This window comes from Flavobacterium sp. (assembly GCF_044361015.1).
Lineage (GTDB): Bacteria > Bacteroidota > Bacteroidia > Flavobacteriales > Flavobacteriaceae > Flavobacterium.
Map to the genome: position 1 here is coordinate 1 of NZ_JBIKJL010000040.1, position 24,420 is coordinate 24,420.

Annotated in this window: 20 protein-coding genes and 1 pseudogene; 15 read left to right on the plus strand and 6 right to left on the minus strand. The window is 34.5% G+C overall.

The annotated features are described in order from the left end of the window. Nucleotides 1-417, plus strand: a pseudogene (locus ACIQ2Z_RS09785) (peptidase S41); the annotation flags it as partial. 346 nt (nt 418-763) lie between these two features. Here the strand turns inward: ACIQ2Z_RS09785 and ACIQ2Z_RS09790 are convergent. Genes ACIQ2Z_RS09790 through ACIQ2Z_RS09800 form a run of 3 tightly spaced genes read right to left on the minus strand, consistent with a single transcriptional unit; the run spans nt 764 to nt 2,190 of the window. Further along, nucleotides 764-1,372 carry an FAD-dependent oxidoreductase gene (locus tag ACIQ2Z_RS09790; protein WP_396183961.1) on the minus strand — a complete coding sequence of 203 codons (609 nt, stop codon included), beginning with the start codon at nt 1,370-1,372 and terminating at the stop codon, nt 764-766. Continuing rightward, nucleotides 1,373-1,576 carry a hypothetical protein gene (locus tag ACIQ2Z_RS09795; RefSeq protein ID WP_290857936.1) on the minus strand — a complete coding sequence of 68 codons (204 nt, stop codon included), beginning with the start codon at nt 1,574-1,576 and terminating at the stop codon, nt 1,373-1,375. Between the two features lie 38 nt (nt 1,577-1,614). After that, complete coding sequence (locus ACIQ2Z_RS09800) at nt 1,615-2,190, minus strand: MarC family protein (protein ID WP_396183962.1); 576 nt, start codon at nt 2,188-2,190, stop codon at nt 1,615-1,617. 138 nt (nt 2,191-2,328) lie between these two features. Here ACIQ2Z_RS09800 and ACIQ2Z_RS09805 point away from each other — a divergent pair, with 138 nt between their 5' ends. From ACIQ2Z_RS09805 to ACIQ2Z_RS09850, 10 genes are all read left to right on the plus strand, one after another. Next, nucleotides 2,329-2,901, plus strand: a complete 573-nt coding sequence (locus tag ACIQ2Z_RS09805; RefSeq protein WP_396183963.1) for a DUF3109 family protein — start codon at nt 2,329-2,331, stop codon at nt 2,899-2,901. A 257-nt stretch (nt 2,902-3,158) separates the two neighbouring features. After that, nucleotides 3,159-4,136 (plus strand): ribonucleotide-diphosphate reductase subunit beta, encoded by a 978-nt coding sequence (locus ACIQ2Z_RS09810; protein ID WP_396183964.1) that lies wholly within the window; start codon nt 3,159-3,161, stop codon nt 4,134-4,136. Nucleotides 4,137-4,269: 133 nt separating this feature from the next. After that, nucleotides 4,270-6,705, plus strand: coding sequence for a ribonucleoside-diphosphate reductase subunit alpha (locus ACIQ2Z_RS09815; RefSeq protein WP_396183965.1), 2,436 nt, complete (start codon nt 4,270-4,272; stop codon nt 6,703-6,705). Between the two features lie 39 nt (nt 6,706-6,744). Then, the gene (dinD, locus tag ACIQ2Z_RS09820; protein ID WP_396183966.1) at nt 6,745-7,587 is read left to right on the plus strand and encodes a DNA damage-inducible protein D; all 843 of its coding nucleotides are present in this window, start codon (nt 6,745-6,747) and stop codon (nt 7,585-7,587) included. A 61-nt stretch (nt 7,588-7,648) separates the two neighbouring features. After that, nucleotides 7,649-8,428 carry a hypothetical protein gene (locus tag ACIQ2Z_RS09825; RefSeq protein WP_396183967.1) on the plus strand — a complete coding sequence of 260 codons (780 nt, stop codon included), beginning with the start codon at nt 7,649-7,651 and terminating at the stop codon, nt 8,426-8,428. Between the two features lie 224 nt (nt 8,429-8,652). Beyond that, nucleotides 8,653-9,282: a hypothetical protein gene (locus ACIQ2Z_RS09830; protein WP_396183968.1), complete on the plus strand. Its 630-nt coding sequence runs from the start codon at nt 8,653-8,655 to the stop codon at nt 9,280-9,282. Nucleotides 9,283-9,293: 11 nt separating this feature from the next. Next, a complete protein-coding gene (locus ACIQ2Z_RS09835) occupies nt 9,294-9,518 on the plus strand; it encodes a hypothetical protein (protein WP_396174841.1) in 225 nt (74 codons plus the stop codon). Nucleotides 9,519-9,574: 56 nt separating this feature from the next. Next, nucleotides 9,575-10,081, plus strand: a complete 507-nt coding sequence (locus ACIQ2Z_RS09840; protein ID WP_396183969.1) for an RDD family protein — start codon at nt 9,575-9,577, stop codon at nt 10,079-10,081. Then, nucleotides 10,081-11,424, plus strand: coding sequence for a deoxyguanosinetriphosphate triphosphohydrolase (locus ACIQ2Z_RS09845; protein ID WP_396183977.1), 1,344 nt, complete (start codon nt 10,081-10,083; stop codon nt 11,422-11,424). Before ACIQ2Z_RS09840 ends, ACIQ2Z_RS09845 begins: the two co-directional genes overlap by 1 nt. An 83-nt stretch (nt 11,425-11,507) precedes the next feature. Then, the gene (locus ACIQ2Z_RS09850) at nt 11,508-14,105 is read left to right on the plus strand and encodes a T9SS-dependent M36 family metallopeptidase (protein WP_396183970.1); all 2,598 of its coding nucleotides are present in this window, start codon (nt 11,508-11,510) and stop codon (nt 14,103-14,105) included. Between the two features lie 163 nt (nt 14,106-14,268). Here the strand turns inward: ACIQ2Z_RS09850 and ACIQ2Z_RS09855 are convergent, their stop codons facing one another. The 3 genes from ACIQ2Z_RS09855 to ACIQ2Z_RS09865 all read right to left on the minus strand — a co-directional run bounded on the left by ACIQ2Z_RS09855 (nt 14,269) and on the right by ACIQ2Z_RS09865 (nt 16,714). Then, nucleotides 14,269-14,691 carry a DUF3078 domain-containing protein gene (locus ACIQ2Z_RS09855; RefSeq protein ID WP_396183978.1) on the minus strand — a complete coding sequence of 141 codons (423 nt, stop codon included), beginning with the start codon at nt 14,689-14,691 and terminating at the stop codon, nt 14,269-14,271. Continuing rightward, nucleotides 14,679-14,837: a hypothetical protein gene (locus ACIQ2Z_RS09860; protein ID WP_396183971.1), complete on the minus strand. Its 159-nt coding sequence runs from the start codon at nt 14,835-14,837 to the stop codon at nt 14,679-14,681. The genes ACIQ2Z_RS09855 and ACIQ2Z_RS09860 overlap by 13 nt, the downstream gene beginning before the upstream one ends. Before the next feature lie 101 nt (nt 14,838-14,938). Further along, the gene (locus tag ACIQ2Z_RS09865; protein WP_396183972.1) at nt 14,939-16,714 is read right to left on the minus strand and encodes a 1-deoxy-D-xylulose-5-phosphate synthase; all 1,776 of its coding nucleotides are present in this window, start codon (nt 16,712-16,714) and stop codon (nt 14,939-14,941) included. Between the two features lie 38 nt (nt 16,715-16,752). Here ACIQ2Z_RS09865 and ACIQ2Z_RS09870 point away from each other — a divergent pair, with 38 nt between their 5' ends. The 4 genes from ACIQ2Z_RS09870 to ACIQ2Z_RS09885 all read left to right on the plus strand — a co-directional run bounded on the left by ACIQ2Z_RS09870 (nt 16,753) and on the right by ACIQ2Z_RS09885 (nt 24,023). Then, the gene (locus ACIQ2Z_RS09870) at nt 16,753-17,196 is read left to right on the plus strand and encodes a nucleoside deaminase (RefSeq protein ID WP_396183973.1); all 444 of its coding nucleotides are present in this window, start codon (nt 16,753-16,755) and stop codon (nt 17,194-17,196) included. 121 nt (nt 17,197-17,317) lie between these two features. Then, nucleotides 17,318-22,813, plus strand: coding sequence for an alpha-2-macroglobulin family protein (locus ACIQ2Z_RS09875; RefSeq protein WP_396183974.1), 5,496 nt, complete (start codon nt 17,318-17,320; stop codon nt 22,811-22,813). Nucleotides 22,814-23,478: 665 nt separating this feature from the next. Continuing rightward, entirely contained in the window at nt 23,479-23,724 is a 246-nt protein-coding gene (locus tag ACIQ2Z_RS09880) for a type II toxin-antitoxin system ParD family antitoxin (RefSeq protein ID WP_396183975.1), read from the plus strand. Beyond that, nucleotides 23,724-24,023: a type II toxin-antitoxin system RelE/ParE family toxin gene (locus tag ACIQ2Z_RS09885; RefSeq protein WP_396183976.1), complete on the plus strand. Its 300-nt coding sequence runs from the start codon at nt 23,724-23,726 to the stop codon at nt 24,021-24,023. The genes ACIQ2Z_RS09880 and ACIQ2Z_RS09885 overlap by 1 nt, the downstream gene beginning before the upstream one ends. The last annotated feature ends 397 nt before the right edge of the window (nt 24,024-24,420 follow it).

Sequence of the window (24,420 nt, forward strand, 5' to 3'; positions counted from 1 at the left end):
GCCGACAGCTTAAAATATAAAACACTCAAAGGGAGAACAGTTTATGGTGGCGGCGGAATTATTCCGGATATTTTTGTGCCTTTACAAGGAAAGCACGGTGATGAAGCCTTGGAAATGTTAATGCAATCGGGGGTAATAAGTTATTTTGTTTTTGAACAAATAGACAAAAACCGCACTGAATTTGAAGGAATTTCTTTTGAAACGTTTTACAAAAAAGCGGAAACAACTGATTTATATGTGCAACTTTTTCAGGATTATTTAAAATCCAGCGGTGTAAACTTTTCATTAAGTAGTCATAAAGCAATGGTAAAACATTACATCATAGCTGAATTTGCAAGACAATTATTTGATGAAGAAAAATACTTTGAAATCAGGTTAAAAAATGATTCAATGATTTTGGAAGTTTTAAAGCAATAAATTAGAAATTGATGTCAGTTGATTTTGAAGATTTTATTTATGATGCAAATTCCTTTTCATTTGTTTTCCGTGGAAAAAGAAAATCTTTTAAATAGACAGATGTTGAAAAAATTATTGGATACAAAATTGATTTATATTCAGAAGATGTAATTTGTTTGGAATTATTTTTTAAAGATTTTAAACTTCTTTTTAACGAAGAAAACAAAGGTTGGGATGAATTTTTAAATAAAATGCATCAAAATTTTCCTCAAATTAATCAAAATTGGCGATTTGATATTGTGAAACTTGCTTTTGCGAGAAATGAAACGATAATTTTTCGGTTAGTCAGATAACAGACAACCGACAACTATTTCTTCAAACTATCATGCACCTGAACATGATTTCCATCATTCCACAAAGTTAAAATGTCTGTCGCTACTGCAGCTCCGCTTCCTGCTGCAATAGGTAATTGACTTCGCCAACCCGCTAAAACACCACAAACGTAAATTCCGTCTTTTACTAAATGATCGGTGTTGCGAAGTTGAATTCGGTTTTTTTCAGGATTTGTTTTTTGATGTGGAATGACAAATTCTTCCAAGCCTTCAATCGTAAAAGGATTTCCGGCTCCAATACCGATAACAACTAATTTTGTTTGATATTTGTTTTTGTTGGTTGTAACAGAATAATTTCCGCGATTACCTTCAATTTTCATTACTTTTTCGTCTGGAAATTGGTGAATATGTGGATAGGTTGATTGAAGATGAGCTAAACTTTCACTTAAAAGATCACTCCCTAGTTTTCCGGCAGCAATTCCGTAAGCATTATTAAACAAAGCTTCTTGAAGCGAGGAAGCTTTTTGATGGGTAATGAGTCCGATTTTTTTATCCGAAGCAAAAGGCTTGTTTTGAGCAGAACCAAGCAAAAGGGAACAAGACACACCTGATACACCTCCACCAATGATAAGTAAATCAAACATTTATTCTTGGTCTTTTAGTTTGTCTTCAATAGTTTTTGACATTCTAAAGATGAGTAAAATCAAAATGGCACAAAAAGCAGCTACAATACCAATCAAGGCAATCATACTTTCTTGTGCAAAAAGATTAGCATAATCTAACTGTGTTAAGTTGAAAATGATTAAGCCAAAAGCCAACACCAATAAAATAGAAGTAAACAGTTTCATCGTTACAATTTAAAGAAACAAAAGTATTAAAAATCAATTTATTCGAACAATCCTTTAACATTAGCAGCAAATAATTTAACAGCGATAGCTAAAAGGACAACACCAAATACTTTACGTATGACGCTCAGACCATTTTTTGTCAATAATCGTTCAATCTTGGCAGAGGATTTTAAAACACCATAAACCAAAATAATATTTAAAATGATGGCAATAATAATGTTTACTGTTTGATATTCTGCTCGAATAGATAAAATAGTTGTCATCGTTCCTGCTCCGGCAATCAACGGAAAAGCGATAGGAACAATTGAAGTGGATTCATTTTGTTCATCTCGGTAAAGTTTTATTCCTAAAATCATTTCCAATGCTAAAAAGAAAAGCACAAACGAACCGGCTACGGCAAACGAATTGATATCAATTCCGATTAAACTTAGAATGGTTTCTCCCACAAATAAAAATGCAATCATCATAATGCAGGCTACAATTGAAGCTTTTTCAGAATGAATGTGGCCAACTTTATTGCGTAAATCGATAATAATAGGGATACTCCCTATTATATCAATAACAGCAAATAAAACCATGGTTGCAGTAAAAATTTCTCTTAAATCTAATTCCATTACTAGTTGATATTTGTTGCAAAATTACCCTTTTTAATGACTATTTAACTATATTACCATCGAATAATTAGGCTAATTTCAAACGGCGTTTCAAACATTCCTTTGTACCTTTGCCATTGTAATTTTAGTATCATTTGTATGTTTCAACTAGGGAAAACCATCGTGTCTGAAGAAATTCTGGAAAAAGAATTCGTCTGCAATTTAACTGCTTGTCACGGGGCATGTTGTATAGATGGTGATGCGGGAGCTCCTTTAAGTAAAGAAGAAACACAAATTTTAGAAGAGATTTATCCCAAAGTAAAACCCTTTCTTCGCAAAGAAGGAATTGAGGCAATCGAGGCACAAGGTGCTTGGGTAAAAGGCGAAGATGGCGATTTTGAAACACCACTAATTGATGGTAAAGATTGTGCTTACGTAATTTTTGATGGAAAAACAGCGTTGTGTGGCATCGAACAAGCCTATAATCAAGGAATTGTCACCTGGAAAAAACCCGTTTCCTGCCATTTATATCCTATTCGAATCAAAGAATTCTCTGATTTTTCTGCAGTCAATTACCATAAATGGGATATTTGCAGCCCCGCCTGTTCGTTGGGCAAAGAACTGGAAGTACCGGTTTATAAATTTGTCAAAGAAGCTCTTGTGCGAAAATTTGGCCAAGAGTGGTACCAAGAACTTGAAAAAGTAAGCCAAGAATACCAAAAAGGAAGGTAAATTTCGTCGAATTTTTCCTTTTAAACATTTCTTAAATTTTATGTGAGTTCCTTCGGGAGTCCAATAAAAACATTTTTAAATAATTGATTAGCAAATGCTTGTGATTGAAATTTACAACTGCACATTTTATTGTGCTTTGTTAAAAACTATTCCTGATTGTGAATAAGTTTGCCTTTCATTTACCGTTTTGAATTGCAATCTTTGTAACTCTCATTTCAGATAAAATAATCTTCATAACAACATATAAAAAGAAAAAGATGGCAGCAGTAGAACCGATTTTGCAGGAAAATAAAGATAGATTTGTAATTTTCCCAATCAAACATCATGATATTTGGGAATGGTACAAAAAAATGGAGGCGAGTTTCTGGACCGCAGAAGAAATTGATTTGCACCAAGACTTATCCGATTGGAATACCAAATTAAACGGCGATGAAAAGTTTTTCATCAAACATATTTTAGCATTTTTCGCAGCTTCTGATGGTATCGTAAACGAAAACTTAGCAGAGAATTTCGTCAACGAAGTGCAATATCCGGAAGCAAAATTTTTCTACGGTTTTCAAATCATGATGGAAAACATTCACAGCGAAACCTATTCGTTATTGATTGATACCTATGTGAAAGATGAAAAAGAAAAAGACCAATTGTTTCATGCTTTAGATGTATTTCCCGCCATTCAAAAGAAAGCCAATTGGGCATTGAAATGGATTGGTTCCGATTCATTCGCAGAACGATTAATTGCTTTTGCAGCCGTAGAAGGAATTTTCTTTTCAGGGGCTTTTTGTTCCATTTTCTGGTTGAAAAAACGTGGGTTAATGCCAGGTCTGACTTTCTCAAACGAATTAATTTCGCGTGACGAAGGCGTTCATTGTGACTTTGCCGTGCATTTACACAACCACCATTTGGTCAATAAAGTATCAAAAGCAAGAATTACCGAAATTATCACTGACGCTTTGACTATTGAAAGAGAATTTATTACAGAATCGCTTCCGGTAAGTTTAATTGGAATGAATGCTACCTTAATGACCCAATATTTAGAGTTTGTTGCCGACCGATTATTAGTAGAATTAGGATGCGAAAGAGTATACAATTCATCCAACCCATTTGATTTTATGGACATGATTTCGCTACAAGGAAAAACCAATTTCTTTGAAAAACGTGTGGCGGAATACCAAAAAGCAGGGGTAATGAGTACCGATTCAGATTCACAAAAAATTAGTTTCGACGCTGATTTTTAATATAATTTAAACTCCGTCAGAGTTTAAAACTCTGACGGAGTTGAATAATAATACCGGGATTAGCTTCCCAAACTAACTAACAAATAACCCAAAACAGTAAAAGGGATTTTCTGTTTTAAAAACATGTAGAAGTATGTATGTAGTAAAAAGAGACGGCCACAAAGAGCCGGTAATGTTTGACAAAATCACGGACAGAATTAAAAAATTATGTTACGGATTAAATGATTTAGTAGATTCTGTAAAAGTAGCCATGCGAGTAATCGAAGGATTGTATGATGGTGTAACGACTTCAGAATTAGATAATTTAGCAGCCGAAACTGCTGCGTCAATGACGATTGCTCACCCCGATTATGCACAATTAGCAGCACGTATTGCTGTTTCCAACTTACATAAAAACACCAAAAAATCGTTCTCAGAAACAATGGCAGATATGTACTTTTACGTAAATCCACGTACGGGTCAACAATCGCCTTTGCTTTCCGAAGAGGTGTATGAAGTAATCAAAGCCAATGCAGAAGAATTGGATTCGATGATTATTTATAACAGAGATTTTAATTATGATTATTTCGGTTTCAAAACTTTAGAACGTTCGTATTTGCTAAAAATCAACGGAAAAATTGTCGAGCGACCCCAACATATGTTGATGCGTGTTTCGGTTGGAATTCATTTGAATGACATCGAAGCGGTAAAAGAAACGTACGAGTTGATGTCGAAAAAGTTTTTCACACACGCCACACCAACCTTATTTAATGCCGGAACACCAAAACCACAAATGTCCTCGTGTTTTTTGTTAACCATGAAAGATGATAGCATCGATGGAATTTATGATACGTTAAAACAAACTGCTAAAATTTCGCAATCTGCGGGGGGAATCGGTCTTTCTATCCACAATGTTCGTGCAACAGGATCCTATATTCGAGGCACAAACGGAACATCTAACGGAATCGTACCAATGTTGCGTGTGTTTAACGACACCGCTCGTTACGTTGATCAAGGTGGAGGAAAAAGAAAAGGAAGTTTTGCTATTTATTTAGAAACATGGCACGCGGATATTTATGAATTTTTAGATTTGAAAAAGAATACCGGTAAGGAAGAAATGCGAGCCAGAGATTTGTTCTTTGCTATGTGGACATCCGATTTATTCATGAAACGCGTACAAGACGATGCTTCGTGGACGCTAATGTGTCCAAACGAATGTCCGGGATTGTGTGATGTTTATGGTGATGAATTTGAAGCGTTGTACCACAAATATGAAGCAGCCGGAAAAGGCAGAAAAACGGTTCGTGCTCGCGAACTTTGGGAGAAAATCTTAGAATCGCAAATCGAAACAGGTACGCCTTACATGTTGTACAAAGATGCGGCAAATAGAAAATCAAACCAGAAAAATTTAGGAACGATTCGTTCATCGAATTTATGTACGGAGATTTTGGAATATACGTCACCCGATGAAATTGCAGTTTGTAATTTGGCCTCTATTTCATTGCCAATGTTTATTGAAAACGGCAAATTTGACCATCAGAAATTATATGACGTAACCAAACGCGTCACAAGAAACTTAAACCGCGTAATCGATCGAAATTATTATCCGGTTCCGGAAGCGGAAAATTCCAACATGCGTCACCGTCCAATTGGATTAGGAGTGCAAGGTTTGGCCGATGCGTTTATTTTACTTCGTTTACCGTTTACGAGCGACGAAGCCAAACAAATGAACCAGGATATTTTTGAAACCCTCTATTTTGCAGCCGTTACCGCTTCCATGGAAATGGCTAAAGAAGAAGGAGCGTATTCCACGTTCAAAGGTTCGCCCATTTCTGAAGGTGAATTCCAATACAACCTTTGGGGATTAAAAGACAGCGATTTATCCGGAAGATGGGATTGGGAAAGTTTACGTAAAGAAGTAGTAGAACATGGTGTGAGAAACTCCTTGTTAGTCGCTCCAATGCCAACCGCTTCAACATCACAGATCTTAGGAAATAACGAAGCTTTTGAGCCTTACACTTCTAATATTTACACACGTCGAGTACTTTCAGGAGAATTCATTGTAGTAAACAAACACCTTTTGGAAGATTTGGTAAAACTTGGATTGTGGAATGATACCTTAAAACAAGAAATCATGCGTCATAATGGATCGGTACAAAATATCGATGGAATTCCGCAAGACATCAAGGAATTATACAAAACGGTGTGGGAAATGAGTATGAAAGACATCATTGATATGTCGCGTCAAAGAGGTTATTTCATTGACCAATCGCAGTCGTTGAACTTGTTTATGGAAGGAGCAACCTACGCTAAATTAACTTCTATGCATTTCTACGCTTGGCAGTCAGGTTTAAAAACAGGAATGTACTATTTGCGTACCAAATCGGCTGTTGACGCCATTAAGTTTACCTTAAATAACGACAAAAAAGCTGAGCCTGTTGAAGTGATTGAGCAAGTTGTTTTAACTAAAAGATTAGAAACGATAGCTGTTTTAAACGAACCCGTAGAAATGTCTCCCGAGGAATACCGTGCCATGATTGAAATGGCTAAAAATGCAGGTCCGGAAGATTGTGAAATGTGTGGTTCGTAAAACTTACTTCTATTTAAAACTAAAAGCCATATAGAAAAAATGAAAACAGAAGTTATTAAAAGTTTAACAAATAATTTTGAAGACCATTCTCAAAACACAGAAAATGGAATTGAGTTTTGGTTTGCAAGAGATATTCAACATTTGTTGGGATATTCTGAATGGAGAAATTTCAATAAAGTAATTCTCAAAGCTAAAACATCCTGTGAAGCTTCTGGAAACTCAATTTCAGACCATTTTGTTGACGTCAACAAAATGGTTCCAATTGGTTCAGGAACAGATAGAGAAATTGATGACATCATGCTTACTAGGTACGCATGTTATTTAGTTGCTCAAAATGGTGATCCGAGAAAAGAAGAAATTGCATTTGCACAAAATTATTTTGCGATACAAACAAGAAAGTTTGAAGTAATTGCCAAAAGAATAGATGACTGGGAAAGATTAAACGCAAGACAAAAACTTACTTTATCTGAAAAGGAACTTTCTGAACTTATTTATGAGAAAACAGGTAACGATAAAAACTTTGGTATTATTAGAAGTAAAGGAGACCAAGCTCTTTTTGGTGGTAAAAACACCAATCAAATGAAAAAAACACTTGGTATTCCAGATAATAGACCTTTAGCTGATTTTTTACCAACTATTATTATAAAAGCTAAGGATTTTGCCACTGAAATAACAGTTTACAATACTAAAGGGAAAGGATTAGCATCAGAAAGTGCAATTTCAAGTGAACATGTAAAAAATAATAAAGGCGTTCGAAAACTATTGTTAGAAAGAGATATCGTACCTGAAAATGTGCCTCCTGAAGAGGATATTAGAAAGTTAGAAAGAAGAGTAAATTCCGAGACTAATAATTTAAGTAAAAATCCTGATAAATTATCTTAAAGTCATTAAGCAATAAACAGTTCTTAATTTTGAGAGCTGTTTTGTTTTTTTAAATAGAAATATGTTAGAAAATAGTTTTGAATTTAATTTTGAAAAACAAATTTTTGACGTTTTTAAACATCAAAAATTAATAGGTTTGTCTGATCTGGAAGAATATTTCAAAATTCAGGCTGAGATGATAGAAAAATATAGAGAAAAATATTTAAGCAATAACGATGAACTCGAAGCAGAAGAAATTGAGAAGCAAAATGATAACCTGATGTTATTACTATCAGAGATTAAAAACTGCAATAGTGATTTAAAATTATTTACAGCTAATTTGTTCATATTTCATCCGAACATAAATAATCCAACAAATGAAATAGCGAATATCTTAGATGAAAAAATTACAACATATAATCAAAATTTTTCAGATTGGATTTATTCTGCTAATGTTAGTTGTTGTTATGAAAAGCTATATAATTTTTGGGATAGAATAGGAGATGTTTTAGCATTGTATTTGAAAATAGAAATTAAAGAATTTCAAATAGGTTTTTATAATGTAATTGAAAAGATTGACCAAACTAAAAGATATTCTACTGATGAAGATTTTATTTTTTTGAAAAATTTTGCTAAAAATGAATTTAAGGAATTTAATTCTAAAAGAAAGAAAATTGTTCATTATTATCAATTTGAAACCGAATATGAATATGAAATTATTTATAGATCCAATGATAATGAGGTTAAGATTAAGGATCTATGGGACTGGAAAAATGGAATGCCTGAATATTTCAAAAACCACTTAAAGTTAAGTATAAATGGATATTTACATTGTTTCAAATTCATAAGTAAGCATTTTTAATTACCATCATGAAACCAAATGTCTTCCAAAAAATAGCTTTTTTTGTTTACTTTCTAATAATAGCTATAATTATAGCTTTTTTGGTTCCTTATGAACTGAGAACTAATACAACGTATCATGGTTCATTGTTTTCTGACTATGGGTCAATGAGTTATTTTAGGTTTTTAATTTATTTAACAATTCCTTCAGCAATGTTCTATTTTTCATACAAATTACTTGAAAAAATGAGTGATTTAGAGAAGAAGTTGTATGAGAAAAAAGCAAGGAGAGAATTATATATTTTTAGTTTTATTATTGTCATAGAACTATTAATATTTTTGTTTTTAATAATGAATAATAGGTATTCGGAAATTAAAAAGGTAGAATATGAAAATGAATATAAAAGCATTCTTTCTGAAAAAAGAAAAAATCATGTAGTTTTTGAAGATGAATATGTGGTAAATAATAAACTATACTCTTTAAAAAAATTGATAGAAATCAATAAAGACAATATAAACTCAGAATATTTAGAACTTAAGAGCGTGACAAGAGAAAAATTATTCCATACTGATAAAGGTTTATATGTAAGAGAAAGCGAGTATACTAATAAATATAGTAATTTTTTCATGAAAAATTTTGATGAAGATTTTGATGAATTAATTAGAAATAAAAAAATATTTGAAGTGAAATATGAGAAACATTCACCTTTAATGTTGGATTTAGAAAGTAAAGTAAAAAGATTGGTTTTTTATTCAGAATATGAAATTCAGAAAAATGTTATTAGTTCTTTTTTTATTTTATTATTAGTTTTATATGTAATCAGACCTTTTCTTTTTTCTTTCAAATCAATGATTAAAGAAGTTAAGAATAAATAAAACCAAATCATATGTCAAAAGATAAAAAAGGCGTCTATACAGGAATCATCGAGAAAGATGAAAATGGAAATTATTTCTGTGGCGAATATTTGTTGGATTATAAATACACCGAGGCCGGTTTTAAAATTGGAGATAAAATAAATATCAAAACGGTGATTGAAAACCCAAGTGATATCAGTTACAACAAGTATCCTAAAAAATCCAGAAACTTCTTTTTGGCTAATGAGAAAAAGTAGTGCTTATTTAATTCGCTCCTAGTAATAAATGCTTTATTAACTCAAATTTTTAATTAATGGAAACTTCTGTAAGGAAAAATAAAATTACGCCTCAAATGTATGCTTCAAAAAGTAAACGTTTTGCAAACTTTGTGATTGATTATATAGGTCAATTAATTATTGGTGCTGGCTTTGGAGTCTTAATGGTAATTTTAGCAAATATAACCGGTGATTATGAATATGTAGCATGGATTGATAATATGGGGAATTTGGGCGAATATGCGATGGGAATTGTTATTTTAATTATTTATTACTTGGTTTTTGAATCCTTAACAGGAAGAACATTGGGAAAATATATAACCAATACTAAAATTCTAACAGAGGAAGGACAAAAACCTGAAGTAGATAAAATTCTATACCGAACGCTATCAAGAATGATCCCCTTTGAAGCATTTTCATTTTTTGGAGAAGCTGGTAGAGGGTGGCACGATTCAATTTCAAAAACAGTGGTTGTGGATTTAAGTAAGTATAATTTGGAAAATGAGACGGCAAATTCCATTAACGAAATAGGTCAGGAAGTATGATGCAGTGGGAACAACTTTTATCACTAAAAAGACAGGGAGATACTGGCAAACGTTTACGTTCGGAACAAGACGATACCCGTCTGGGATTTGAAGTAGATTACGATCGAATCATTTTTTCTGCTGCTTTCAGAAGTTTGCAGGACAAAACGCAGGTAATTCCACTATCAAAAACCGATTTTGTGCATACACGTTTAACGCATAGTTTAGAAGTTTCTGTTGTGGGTCGGTCAATCGGAAGATTGGTAGGAAAAAAAATCATTGAAAAATATCCCCATTTACAGGAAGTCCACGGCTATCAAATGAATGATTTCGGGGCAATTGTGGCCGCGGCTTGTTTGGCACATGACATCGGCAATCCACCTTTTGGACATTCAGGTGAGAAAGCCATTGGAGAGTATTTTAAAACTGGAAAAGGACTGCAATACAAAGAGCAATTGACTCCCAAACAATGGCAGGATTTGGTGGATTTTGAAGGGAATGCCAATGGTTTCTCGGTGCTAACAGGTTCACGACCCAGCATTGAAGGAGGACTTCGGATTTCGTATGCAACTTTGGGAGCATTTATGAAATATCCCAAAGAAAGTTTACCCAAAAAACCTACTCAAAACATAGCCGATAAAAAATATGGTTTTTTCCAACAAGACAAAGAATTTTTTAAAGAAGTAGCGGAAGAATTAGGATTGATTTCTAATAAAACCTGCGACAATATTGGCTATGAAAGACATCCATTAGCTTATTTAGTGGAAGCAGCTGACGACATTTGTTACACAATTATCGATTTTGAAGATGGAATAAATTTAGGTTTAGTGAATGAAGATTTTGCTTTAGAGTACTTGATAAAGTTAGTAAAAGACAGCATTGATGTTTCTAAATACAATTCGTTACAAACTAAGGAAGATAGAATTAGTTACCTACGTGCTTTAGCCATTGGAAGCTTAATTAATGATGCAGTTCGGATTTTTATTGAAAATGAAGAGAGTATTTTAAAAGGACAATTTCCTTTTGCCTTAACAGATAAAAGCAAATACAAAGCACAGATGGATGATATCATCAAATTGAGTGTTAAAAAAATATACCAAAGTCGTGAAGTTATAGAAAAGGAGATTACCGGGTATCACGTTATCAATAATTTATTGGATAAATTTATAACAGCATTCAATAATCAATACCATGGTAAAATGTCTAATTATGATATTTTATTGTTAAAAGTATTGCCTGAAAAATACCAAGTGAATAAAGACACGTTATACGAGCGTTTATTACATATTTCACATTATATTTCATTATTAACGGATGGTAATGCTATACTGCTCAATAAAATAATATCTTCAAACAACAGTTAAAAAAAGCATAGATTTTTTTATATTTAATCAAAAAGATGAAAATAATTATATATTTGGCATTTAAAATCACAAACAACAACTTTATGAAAAAAATTACTCAATTGATTTTGATGCTTTTTGCAGTAGTAGCGACGGCTCAACAAGAACAACAAAAAATTCAAGAGTATTTGAATACAAATTTTAATGAATTAGGAATTACTTCTCAAGATATAAATGATTGGTTTGTTGAAAGTGAAGCAACTTCATCTTCTACAGGAATTACTAATTATTATATAAAGCAACGTTATCAAGGTATAGAAATATTTCATGCTCAAAGTAATTTTTCTATTAAAAATGGAGAAGTGTTTTATGTAGGAAATCGTTTTGAAAGTAATTTAGTACATCGCGTAAATACGACAATACCAAATTATACAGTGACACAAGCATTGGCAATTGCTTATTCTTTATTTGAAATTACACCTTCTGATGTATTTTCAATTCAAGAAACCATTCGAGCAAATTACTATAAAATTAATGATGCAATAGGCTTAAATGAGCCTGTTTTAGCAAAGTTAGTATATCAGTTAAATAATGAAAATAAATTAAGATTAGCATGGGATTTTACATTCTATAGCCTTAACCACAAAAATCTATGGAGCATCCGAATAGATGCAATTTCCGCGGAACTACTTGAAAAACAAGACTTAGTAATCAATTGTAGTTTTGGGACAGACCATAAAAATCATAATCATTCTTATTCATTTTCAAAAAAAATAATTAAAGCGGAGGCGTTGCCATTAGAAACAATGTCTGGCTCTTACCGTGTTTTTCCATATAATATTGAAAGTCCAAATCATGGTTCAAGACAATTAATATCAACTCCTCACGACATTTTAGCGTCTCCTTATGGTTGGCATGATACCAATGGAGCAATAGGAAATGAATATACAACTACCAGAGGGAATAATACTTGGTCAAAAGAAGATATTGCCGGTCTTAATGGAAATGGTCAATCCGCCAATGGGGGGACAGAATTAATTTTTGATTTTCCTTATGGCGGAAATAGCTCTCAACCTACATCGTATACAAACGCTGCTATTACCAACTTGTTTTACATGACAAATATTATGCACGATGTTTGGTATCGATATGGTTTTGACGAAGCGAATGGGAACTATCAAGCAAACAATTATGGTAGAGGAGGCACAGCAAATGATTATGTATTTGCAGACGCTCAAGATGGTTCAGGTACAAATAATGCTAATTTCTCTGCTCCAATAGATGGACAAAGAGGAAGAGTCCAAATGTTTTTATGGGATGTGGGTCCACCAACATTGTCATTAATAGTAAATTCACCAACAAATATTGCTGGGTCTTACCCAACTCGTGTTAATAATTTTAATCCTGGTTACGTTGCTTTACCAACTGCTCCAAACGGAATTACCACTAATTTAGTTTTGTATAATGATGGTTTACCGGATAACACGGATGCTTGTACACCAGCTATCAATGCGGCTGAAATTGAAGGAAAAATATGTGTTGTTAGACGCGGAACTTGTTTATTTGTTGAAAAAGTTAAAAATGCTCAAAATGCTGGTGCTGTAGCTGTAATTGTTGTTAATAATGTGGAAGGTAATATTATTATGGGTGGTGGAGATGCAACTATTACAATTCCTGCTATCAGTGTAACTAAAGAAATTGGGGATGCAATAATTGCTCAAATCGCTTTAGGAACTGTAAATGCTACATTACAAGATCCAATTGAAATATTTATTAATGCCGATGGTTCTTTTGATAATGGAATTATTTCTCACGAATTTGGTCATGGTATCTCCATCCGTTTAGCCGGTGGTAGAAACAATTCCAGTTGTTTAGGTAATGCTGAACAAATGGGTGAGGGTTGGTCCGATTGGTTCGCTTTAATGATGCAATTGAAACCAGGAGATGTTGGAACTGCTATTAAAGGGATTGGAACTTTTGCAGTTAGCCAGCCAATTGATGGAGTTGGAATTAGAACTTATCCATATTCAACTGATATGAGTATCAACCCAATGACATTCAATAGTACGAATACAGAAGCGGTTCCTCATGGTGTTGGTTCTGTATGGGCAACTACTTTATGGGATTTAACATGGGCATATATAAATAAATATGGTTATGATTCAAATATTTATACCGGTACTGGAGGGAACAATAAGATTATGCGTTTAGTACTTGATGGATTGAAATTACAGCCTTGTTCTCCAACTTTTGTGGAAGCAAGAAATGCATTAATTGCTGCAGATCAGGCTACAACTGGCGGACAAGATTTTTGTATGATATGGGAAGTGTTTGCCAATAGAGGTTTAGGTTTAAATGCCTCTTCTGGAAATAGAAATAGTTCTACCGATCAAGTGGAAGATTTCACAATGCCACCAGCTGGTCCAAACTGTACCTTGTCGGTTGATTATTTTGCTACAAACGATGTGTTTAAAGTATATCCAAATCCTTCCAATGGAATGTTTACTATTCAGGTAAATCAATTCTCTGGAAAAGTTGCCATTCAAATTGTTGATTTAAATGGTAGAATCGTTTACCAAGAAAATGAAGTTAATTTTAATAATACTAAAAATATTAATTTAACACATCTTCAATCAGGAATGTATATAGTAAAAGTAAATGCAGATGAATTAAACTTTTCTCAGAAGATTATTAAAAACTAATTAATGAGATTTTAATATATAAAACCCGGATTCCGGGTTTTTTTATTTTAAAAAACTAAACTACGCCAATGCCTAATGACAATCTGTTTTCTAATGTCATGTTTTTGTAGATTTCCGATTTCCAGTAATTATTGAAAAGCATACCTAATTCTGTTCGGCTTTTTCAGCTTCTTTTTAACAGGTTCCCTTCTTTATGGTAAATCGCTTTTTTCACTCCGTACGAACCCAAATCGGCTAAACGTTGGTTTAAAACGAAGATGGTTTTTAAAGTTAAAAGCGAAAAATAAAAATTTGCATTCCAATTTTTTCGGTTATACTCACTCCCAATTCCCAAAAAAACATAAGCCGGAGCAAAAAACTTTGAAATTGGAGTATCTGTATTCGGATAGGCATAACCATTCGTAAATTTTGTATTGAAATTAAACCGGGCAGAACTGAACCAATTGGAATTAAGGTCCGTTTTATAACCATAGTTTGAAAGAATCGAAAAGCCATCATCTGTTTTTCGAAGCTCTCGATCATCTTGTTTGTTGATACCGTATCGAATGCTCATTTCATTATTCCATAAGACATTTATTTGGTATATTTTCTCGAAAAATCACCCTTAAATAAGCCTGAAATAGAACTGTTTCCTCCGGCATTCCATTTTAGAAATGCAATTTGAGTAATGTCTAATCCTACTATTTTTTTCTGAACCCAATAAGTAGTGTCTTTAAGGGTATAATCTTTCACTGTTTGTATAGGTTGTGAAAAAGAACGCAAGATGAGAGTAATAAAAATAAAGTGGTGAAATAGATTTCATAGACAAAATAGTAATAAGACTTTTGCAAAAGTCACCATTTTGAATAAGTTGACAAAATGGAGACCAAACTTTCAACGTTAATTTTACTAAAACGTTGTAGTTCATCAATGGTACCTTGTTCAATAAATTCATCGGGAATTCCTAAAACCTGAACCTCATTTTTGTACTTGTTTTTAGCTTTAAATTCCAATATTCCTGACCCAAACCCACCTATAATTGTTCCATCCTCCAAGGTGATAATACTTTCGTGTTCCTTAAAAATTGAAGTCAAAAGTTGTTCATCCAATGGTTTTACAAAAGGGAAATCATAATGAGAAAATTCATTTTGAGCTGAAATTAAAGTTAAAGCAGCTGTCACATTTTTTCCAATAAAACCATTGGACAAGACGGCTACTTTTGATCCTTTTTTTAACAAACATGCTTTTCCAATTTCTGTTTTTTGAAAGGGAATTTGCCAATCGACAATTTCTCCCCTTCCTCTTGGATAACGGATAGCAATCGGATGATTTAATCCTAATTGAGCGGTATAAAGCATGTTTCGTAATTCAATTTCGTTTCTGGGGGAAAAAACAATCATATTTGGAATGCAACGTAAGTAGGATAAATCAAAAACACCGTGATGAGTAGCTCCGTCTTCACCTACTAATCCTGCTCTATCTAAACAAAAAATGACCGGAAGATTTTGCAAGGCAACATCATGAATCACCTGATCATATGCCCGTTGTAAAAAAGTAGAATAAATGTTACAAAAAACGACCATTCCTTGGGTAGCCATTCCAGCCGATAATGTCACTGCATGCTGTTCAGCAATACCTACATCAAAAGCTCTTTCCGGAAAAGCATCCATCATAAATTTTAAGGAGCTACCGGTTGGCATAGCAGGAGTAATGCCAATAATTTTCTTATTTTGTTGAGCCAATTCTACTAAAGTCAAACCAAAAACATCTTGAAATTTAGGAGGTAAATGACTTTCTTCTTTCAAATGAATTTCACCGGTTAATTTATCAAACTTACCGGGCGCATGGTATTTTACTTGATCTTCTTCTGCTTTCTGAAGTCCCTTTCCTTTCGTGGTTATGACGTGCAAAAACTTTGGACCTTTTACTTTTTTCAATCGTTCCAATTCAGCAATAATTGCAAAAATATCATGACCGTCAATCGGACCGGAATAGTCAAAATTTAACGATTTAATCATGTTGTTTTGTTTCGGATTTTTGCCTTTTTTCACAGCCGTGAGATAATTTTTCAACGCACCTACACTAGGGTCAATTCCAATGGCATTGTCATTTAAAATCACTAACAAATTAGCATCAGTAACACCGGCATGATTCAAACCCTCAAAGGCCATTCCGCTCGCAATGGACGCATCGCCTATCACAGCAATATGGTGTTTGTTTTCACTTTTGAGTTGGGAGGCAATTGCCATTCCCAAAGCAGCAGAAATAGACGTAGAGGAGTGACCAACACCAAACGTATCAAATTCACTTTCACTTCTTTTTGGAAATCCAGAAATCCCACCTAATTGACGATTGGTATGAAAAACAACTTTTCTTCCGGTTAATATTTTATGACCATACGCTTGATGGCCAACATCCCAAACCAATAAATCGTTTGGGGTTTGAAAAACGTAATGTAAAGCAATGGTTAATTCAACAACACCCAAACTGGCTCCTAAATGACCTTCTTTTACAGAAACAACGTCAATGATAAAATCTCTTAATTCCTGAGCAAGTTGTGGTAATTGGTTTACGGTTAATTTTCGTAAATCATTCGGAGAATCAATATAGGAAAGTAAATTTTCAACCATAGCACAAATGTACGAATTGAAATTGTATTTTTGTTTCTATGGAAAATCCTTTCACCGACGAGTATTTTATGAAAAAAGCTTTACTAGAAGCAGAAATTGCTTTTGAAAAAGGCGAGGTTCCCGTTGGGGCTTTGATCGTTGTTGATAATAAAATCATTGCACGAACGCATAATTTAACCGAATTGCTCAACGATGTCACCGCTCATGCAGAAATACAAGCCATTACTTCCGCAGCCAATTTCTTAGGTGGAAAATATTTAAAAGGATGTACGTTGTACGTAACGTTAGAACCATGTCAAATGTGTGCCGGAGCATTGTACTGGAGTCAAATTTCTAAAATCGTGTTTGGAGCTCGTGATGAACAACGTGGTTTTATAACTTTGGGAACTCAATTACATAAAAAAACCCATGTAATTTCAGGAGTTTTGAGTCAAGAGGCATCCGATTTGATGGTGCGTTTTTTTGCATTGAAAAGAAAATAAATTAACATAATTTTTCTTCTTAAAAGATTAATTACTTTTAACACAATATTTGGAATACTTTTTGTGTTATCGCAATTAAGTATACCTCATTTTTTCGTTCCACTTTTAATCTTATTGAACAATGTCAATCAAACGTTTGGTGCAACTATTTGTTGCTGTTGTGGTGCTACATTCTTGTGGCAAAAAAGTTTCTACTGAAGAATTTAATTCCGATTTTTCATTGTTCAAAGACTATATTCTGAATTTCAGTTCAGGATTGGTTTCATCAAATACTGATATTCGGGTCACGCTGGCTTTTGATAAAGCTGAATGGCAACCCAATCAAGAAATTGATCAAAGTTTATTTGATATATCTCCTGCTGTAAAAGGAAAAATGATGGCATTGACTTCTAATACCATTGCGTTTATTCCCGAAAAACCTTTAGAACAAGATACAGAATACCGGATTGTTTTCAAATTATCCAAGCTCATCAAAACACCAAAAAACCTTTCTGAATTTAAGTTTTCCATTAAAACACTGAAACAGGATTTTATAGTTAATGTATTGGATTTACAATCGTATAATAGAGAATGGCAATTTTTGAACGGAACCATTCAAACCAGTGATCAAATGAGTTTTGAAACCGTGTCTAAGTTAGTAGAAGCGTCTCAAAACGGAACAAAATTAAAAATAAAATTTGATAAAGAATTTAGCCGAGGAACAGAATTTAAATTTATCATCGACAGCATTAAACGGGAAGTCGAAGATAGTAAAATTAAAATTTCATGGAATGGAAATCCATTTGACATCGACCAAAAAGGAATGGTAGATTTTGATATTCCGGGTAAAAATAATTTTAAAATTGTGGGCTTAGAGGTTGGCGATGATGATAATCAGTCGTTGTTTATCAATTTTTCTGACCCTATTAAAAAAGGGCAGGATTTAAGAGGATTAGTTTCAGTAGAAACTGCTATTGCCACTAAATTTTCTATCGAAGGAAATATATTGAAAGTGTTTTTTAATGAACCACTTAAAGGAGATTTATTAGTGGAAGTTTTCCAAGGTATCGAAAGTGAGGAAGGCTATAAAATGAAAGAAACACAAACACAAAAAGTTGCCTTCAATGAAATAAAACCGGGTATCCGTTTCATGAAAAACGGAACAATTTTACCTAGTTCCAATAATTTAAAAATCAACTTTGAAGCGGCTAATTTGAAAGCTGTTGACGTAAAAATTTATAAAATTTATAAGAATAATATCCTTCAATTTTTACAAGACAATGACTTAAATGGGAAAAGAAATCTGAGAAAAGTTGCCTCACCCGTAGCAAAAAAGACAATTAATTTAGTTGATAAAAAATTACCCAATTACAGCAAGTGGAACAGTTTTGCTTTAGATTTAGCCAAAGTTATCTCTCCGGAGCCGGGAGCCATTTATCGCGTAGAATTGTCTTTCAAAAAAAGTTATTCTTTGTATAAATGTTCAAGTTCAACTACTGAAACGGAATCAGAGGATGAAGAAACGGAAGAAGTGCGTTCTAACGATGATGATTATTATGATTATTATTGGTATGATGATTACGATTGGTACGACAGCAAAGATCCTTGCGAAAATGATTATTATAGTCGAGGACCAATCGGGATGAATGTACTGGCTTCAGATTTAGGGGTTATTGCTAAAAGAGGAGAAAACGGTTCTTATCTTTTTGCGGTTACAAATATTGTTAACACCCAGCCGGTTTCTGGTGCAACAGTTGAACTTTATAATTTTCAACAACAAAAATTAGCATCAGGTATAACAAATGTAGAAGGAATTACTAAATTCGAATTGAACAAATATGCCTATTTTGCCATAGTAACAAAAGGGAAACAATCTACCTATGTAAAATTAGATGAAGGCTATTCGCTTTCCGTAAGTAATTTTGATGTTTCCGGTGAAAAATTACAAAAAGGACTCAAAGGTTATATTTATGGTGAAAGAGGCGTTTGGCGACCTGGCGACACCTTGTTTTTGAGTTTTATGTTGAATGATGCTGCGAGCAAATTGGATAAATCGCATCCTATTAATTTCAAACTTAATGATCCAAACGGTAAATTAACCTTTCAATCGGTACATAAATATAATGACCTGAATCATTACAAATTTATTATTCCCACTCGGGATAGTCATCCTACAGGAAATTGGGAAGCAGTTATCAGCATAGGTGGAGCTAAGTTTTATAAAAGTATCAAGATTGAAACTATTAAACCCAATCGGCTAAAAATTAAAAATAAATTTGATTCTGAAATTTTATCAACCTCCAAAATAAATACAAGTCAAGTTGAAGTGACTTGGTTACATGGTGCTATTGCAAAAGATTTAAAAATGGAAATGCAAGCTAAAATCATGCAACAAAAAACCACTTTTAAAGGATTTGCCAATTATAATTTTGATGACCCAATCCGTCAATTTGAAACGGAAGAAACAACTGTTTTTACAGGAAAAGTGAATAGTGAAGGAAAGGCAACCGTAAATTTTCAACCTAAAGTAAGTAGCCAATCACCGGGTATGTTAAAAGCCAGTTTGATGACAAAAGTCTATGAAAACGGTGGTGATTTTAGTGCAGATGTGATGGTGGCGACACTTTCACCATATAAAACATATGTAGGTTTAAAAACACCCGATCCAAATAAATATGGTTTAATAGAAACCGGAAAAATGAACCGCTACGATATTGTAACTGTAGATGAAAAAGGAAATCCGAAAGCAGTACAGAACTTGAAAGTTCAGGTTTATAAAGTGGAATGGCGATGGTGGTGGGATGCGAGTTATGACAACCTTTCCAGTTATGTTTCTAATAACTCAACTTCGTCCTACAAGAATTTTACAGTTAGTACAAATACAAGTGGAAAAGCAAGCGTGCAATTTAAAAATGAAGAAAATGAATGGGGTCGTTATCTGATTCGGGTAACTGATGAAACAGGTGGACACGCTACCGGTTCTACTGTAATGATTGATTGGCCATATTGGTCTGGAAAAATCAGAAATACCGATGCTTCTAATGCTTCTATGTTGATGTTTTCCACCGATAAAAAAAATTATGCAGTGGGTGAAAAAGCTAAAATATCCTTTCCCTCCAGTGCCGGTGGAAGAGCATTAATTTCATTAGAAAATGGTTCTCGTGTGGTAAAAACCTTCTGGGCAACCACACAAAAAGGAGAGACCAAATTAGAAATTCCGGTTACGAGCGACATGGCTCCAAATGTATTTGTAAACATCACGTTATTGCAACCGCATGCGTCCACGTTAAATGATTCACCGATTCGTTTGTACGGTATTGTGCCGATAGAAGTAATCGATAAAAACACGATTATAGAACCACAAATCAGTATGCCTGAAATCTTGAAACCGGAAGAAAAAGTGAACATCCGCGTAAGCGAAAAATCAGGAAAAGCGATGACGTATACCTTGGCCATTGTGGATGATGGTTTGTTAGATTTAACTCGATTCAAAACACCAAATGCGTGGAATAGTTTCTACACCCGAGAAGCGTTAGGTGTAAAAACTTGGGATATTTTTGATGAGGTAATAGGAGCGTATGGTGGACGAATTAACCAAGTTTTCAGCATCGGAGGTGATGAAGATTTAGGAGGAAGTAAAGCCAAAAAAGCCAATCGTTTTAAACCGGTTGTAATTTACCTTGGCCCATTCAAATTAGAAAAAGGACAAGCCAAAATCCATCATATCAAAATGCCAAATTATGTTGGTTCTGTTCGAACAATGGTCGTGGCTGGCGATATTAATTCAAGTGCTTACGGTTCAGCAGAAAAAACAACGCCGGTGAGAAAACCTTTAATGGTCTTGGCTTCGTTACCAAGAAAAATTTCTCCTTCGGAAAAAGTAACACTTCCGGTAACCATTTTTGCGATGGAATCTAAAGTTAAAAATGTTTCGATACAAATCAAAACCAATAATGGTGTTCGGGTAATAGAAAGCAGTTCTCAAAAATTAACTTTCACTCAACCGGATGAAAAAATGGCGTATTTTAATTTGGAAGTAGGCAGTGCCACCGGATTAGCTAAAGTACAGGTTATCGCCACTTCCGGAAGCGAAAGAGCAACCTACGAAGTAGAATTAGACATCACTAACCCAAATCCGGTAACTACTGAATTTACCGATGTAGTTTTGGAACCGAATAGTTCAAAAACAATTGCCGTTTCAACTTTCGGAGTCGCTGGAAGCAACAAAGCCCAATTGGAAGTTTCATCTTTCCCAACCATAGATTTTAGTCGTAGAATACAATATTTAATTCAATATCCACATGGTTGTTTGGAGCAAACCACATCGAGTGTGTTCCCTCAATTGTATTTGGCAGATATTTTCGATTTGGATCAAAACCGTAAAACCGAAATTCAGAAAAACATCAAAATCGGTATCCAGAAATTGGGTGGTTTTCAAATTGCCAATGGTGGATTCTCCTATTGGAGTGGACAAAATTATGCAGACGATTGGAGTTCCTCCTACGTGGGGCATTTCCTCATTGAAGCCGAGAAAAAAGGCTATGTATTGCCACTCAATTTCAAAGCCAAATGGATTGGTTACCAACAAAAAGCGTCCAAAGAATGGCGATTTGCCAAAAACGGTAACGATTTTGCTCAAGCCTATCGTTTATACACATTGGCCTTGGCCGGTTCGCCCGACATGGCTTCGATGAACCGTTTGCGGGAAACTATCGGAATTTCCAACGAAAGTAAATTGCGTTTAGCTGCCGCCTATGCGTTGGCAGGGCAAAAACAAGCGGCACAAAGTGTCTTTAACCAAAGTAAAATTGACGATACTAATCCAAATAGTTACTACTATTACGGTTCGCCTGAACGCAATCAAGCGATGGCATTGGAAACGCTAATTTTAATTGACAACAAACAAAGAGCCTTCAAAATGGCAACCGATTTGGCCAAAAACATGGCTTCCGACCAATGGATGAGCACCCAAACCACGGCTTATAGTTTATATGCTATGTCCAAATTTGCTCAACAAAACGGTGGAAAAGGTGTGGAAGTAAATTTTTCTGTGAATGGCAAACCGCAAAGCATCAAAACTGCTAAATCGTTGGCAAACAGAAATTTGGAAATAAAAACCGGAAGCAATTCCATCACCATAAAAAACACCAAATCCAATACGTTATATGTGCGAGTGTTAACTAGCGGAATTTTACCGATTGGTCAGGAAAAAGCAATGCAAAGTAAGTTGTTTACCAATTTGGTCTTTAAAAGCAGAAGTGGAGCTCCGGTGAACGTGACTAAAATTACTCAAGGCACTGAGTTTATTGCCGAAATCACTATTAGAAACCAAACCAACGAACGCGTGGAAAATCTGGCATTAACCCAAATTATCCCATCCGGTTTTGAAATTGTGAATACCCGTTTCACCGATTTCGGCAGTTTTGGCAACAATGTGGCTGACCATATCGATATTCGTGACGACCGCACCAATTTCTATTTCGCACTCAAAGCCAACGAGTCCAGAACGTTCCGAGTGCTGTTGAATGCGTCGTATTTGGGTCGATACTATTTACCTGGTATGCAAGCCGAAGCGATGTACGACAATACGTATGCGGCGAGAACATTGGGGCAATGGATAGAAGTAGTGAAGGAGTAGTAACATTCCCCTCCTCTGGAGGGGTGTCCGCCCCGGCGGACGGGGTGGTTTTCGATTTTCCTTTTTGTAGTGTCATTCCAACGCAGAAGAACATGATCGATAGCGAACTGACGAAGCAATCGCATCACACACCCCGCTGTGTCATTTCGACCAGAGGGAGAAATCGCATAAAGTATCTAATGGAGGTAAAACAAAAATAGTATCTTGCGTTATGTGATTTGCTTTGCCTGTTCGCTTCGCTCGGGTCTCCTGCGTCGAAATGACACGGCAATAAAACTAATTTTATGAAGCTAATCCTGCTTTCCGCTGCAAGTCCTCGCCCTGAACCCGGTTTTTTTAAGTGGTTTGCTGGAGCTCCCAAGGTCGCTCAGCCTCCCACTAAAAAACTCGGGTTCACGGCTGTGGGCTTTTCGCTGCTATCAGGGCTAGGGGTTGGTGCAATTACCCGTTTCAAAATTGATTTTCAACAGAAAAGTACTATTTTTGAGAGTAGAAATAAATGATTAAACCTTCACAAATCACCTAAAGTTTGGTTGGATATATGAAGGTTTGTATCGTTTATAAAAGAGTTGTGCGACACTTTCGAGCGACAGAAAACCGGAAAAATAAGCAAAAATTTATGTCAAAATACCATAAATTGGTATATTTGTAAAAAACATTAAATTATGGCACGAAATACATCAATATTAATTGGAGAATATTACGAAAGTTTTATCAACAGACAAATTGCAACTGGAAAATATAATTCTGTTAGCGAAGTGGTTAGAACTGCTTTGAGATATTTTGAACAGGAAGAAATGCGAACTAAATCTCTAATTGCAGAATTAGAAATCGGTGAAAAAAGCGAAAAAATTCGAAATTTTGACCGAAAAGAAAATCTAAAACGCTTAAACGAAAATTTCCAAAAGTAATGGCGGAATATATCATTAGCGAAAAAGCATTAGACGATTTAAATAATATTTGGATTTACACAGCCGAAAATTGGTCAGTTGAACAAGCGAACCGATATTATAATTTGATAATGGACGAAATAGAATTTGTGGCAGTAAACTTTGAAACAACTACAGATTTTGGAAGCATTCGAAAAGATTATAGGTATTCAAAAGTGAAATCACATTTAATATTTTGCAAAAGAGAAGAAAATTCAGAAATGGAAGTTGTAAGAATTTTGCACGAAAGAATGGATATTAAAAATAGAATTAACGATTAAAAAAATAAGAAGCGATCGCAAATAGCTAGAGTTTCGTTAGGCTTGCAAAGCCAACACCCGAGCCAACGGCGAACGGACGAAGTAATGAAACTCTGCTCTTTCGTCTCCTGACTTCGGAGTAAATTACTATCATGAAACCTTGTTAGTAGAGGATTAATGGTTGCTGCAATTACCCGCTGTGTCATTTCGACCAGAGGGAGAAATCACATAAAGTATCTAATGGAGGTAAAACAAAAATAGTATCTTGCGTTATGTGATTTGCTTTGCCTGTTCGCTTCGCTCGGGTCTCCTGCGTCGAAATGACACGGCAATAAAATTAATAGTATGAAGCTAATCCTGCATATCCGCTACAAGTCCTCGCCCTGAACCCGGTTTTTTTGAGCGGTTTGCTGGAGCT

What these genes read in the sequence shown, in the direction of transcription:
- ACIQ2Z_RS09875 (WP_396183974.1), top strand. Translation starts at nt 17,318, where the DNA reads ATGTCAATCAAACGTTTGGTGCAACTATTTGTTGCTGTTGTGGTGCTA.
- ACIQ2Z_RS09865 (WP_396183972.1), bottom strand. Translation starts at nt 16,714, where the DNA reads ATGGTTGAAAATTTACTTTCCTATATTGATTCTCCGAATGATTTACGA.
- ACIQ2Z_RS09790 (WP_396183961.1), bottom strand. Translation starts at nt 1,372, where the DNA reads ATGTTTGATTTACTTATCATTGGTGGAGGTGTATCAGGTGTGTCTTGT.
- ACIQ2Z_RS09825 (WP_396183967.1), top strand. Translation starts at nt 7,649, where the DNA reads ATGTTAGAAAATAGTTTTGAATTTAATTTTGAAAAACAAATTTTTGAC.
- ACIQ2Z_RS09810 (WP_396183964.1), top strand. Translation starts at nt 3,159, where the DNA reads ATGGCAGCAGTAGAACCGATTTTGCAGGAAAATAAAGATAGATTTGTA.
- ACIQ2Z_RS09815 (WP_396183965.1), top strand. Translation starts at nt 4,270, where the DNA reads ATGTATGTAGTAAAAAGAGACGGCCACAAAGAGCCGGTAATGTTTGAC.
- ACIQ2Z_RS09805 (WP_396183963.1), top strand. Translation starts at nt 2,329, where the DNA reads ATGTTTCAACTAGGGAAAACCATCGTGTCTGAAGAAATTCTGGAAAAA.
- ACIQ2Z_RS09870 (WP_396183973.1), top strand. Translation starts at nt 16,753, where the DNA reads ATGGAAAATCCTTTCACCGACGAGTATTTTATGAAAAAAGCTTTACTA.
- ACIQ2Z_RS09845 (WP_396183977.1), top strand. Translation starts at nt 10,081, where the DNA reads ATGCAGTGGGAACAACTTTTATCACTAAAAAGACAGGGAGATACTGGC.
- ACIQ2Z_RS09830 (WP_396183968.1), top strand. Translation starts at nt 8,653, where the DNA reads ATGAGTGATTTAGAGAAGAAGTTGTATGAGAAAAAAGCAAGGAGAGAA.
- dinD (WP_396183966.1), top strand. Translation starts at nt 6,745, where the DNA reads ATGAAAACAGAAGTTATTAAAAGTTTAACAAATAATTTTGAAGACCAT.
- ACIQ2Z_RS09835 (WP_396174841.1), top strand. Translation starts at nt 9,294, where the DNA reads ATGTCAAAAGATAAAAAAGGCGTCTATACAGGAATCATCGAGAAAGAT.
- ACIQ2Z_RS09840 (WP_396183969.1), top strand. Translation starts at nt 9,575, where the DNA reads ATGGAAACTTCTGTAAGGAAAAATAAAATTACGCCTCAAATGTATGCT.
- ACIQ2Z_RS09885 (WP_396183976.1), top strand. Translation starts at nt 23,724, where the DNA reads ATGGCGGAATATATCATTAGCGAAAAAGCATTAGACGATTTAAATAAT.
- ACIQ2Z_RS09795 (WP_290857936.1), bottom strand. Translation starts at nt 1,576, where the DNA reads ATGAAACTGTTTACTTCTATTTTATTGGTGTTGGCTTTTGGCTTAATC.
- ACIQ2Z_RS09800 (WP_396183962.1), bottom strand. Translation starts at nt 2,190, where the DNA reads ATGGAATTAGATTTAAGAGAAATTTTTACTGCAACCATGGTTTTATTT.
- ACIQ2Z_RS09880 (WP_396183975.1), top strand. Translation starts at nt 23,479, where the DNA reads ATGGCACGAAATACATCAATATTAATTGGAGAATATTACGAAAGTTTT.
- ACIQ2Z_RS09850 (WP_396183970.1), top strand. Translation starts at nt 11,508, where the DNA reads ATGAAAAAAATTACTCAATTGATTTTGATGCTTTTTGCAGTAGTAGCG.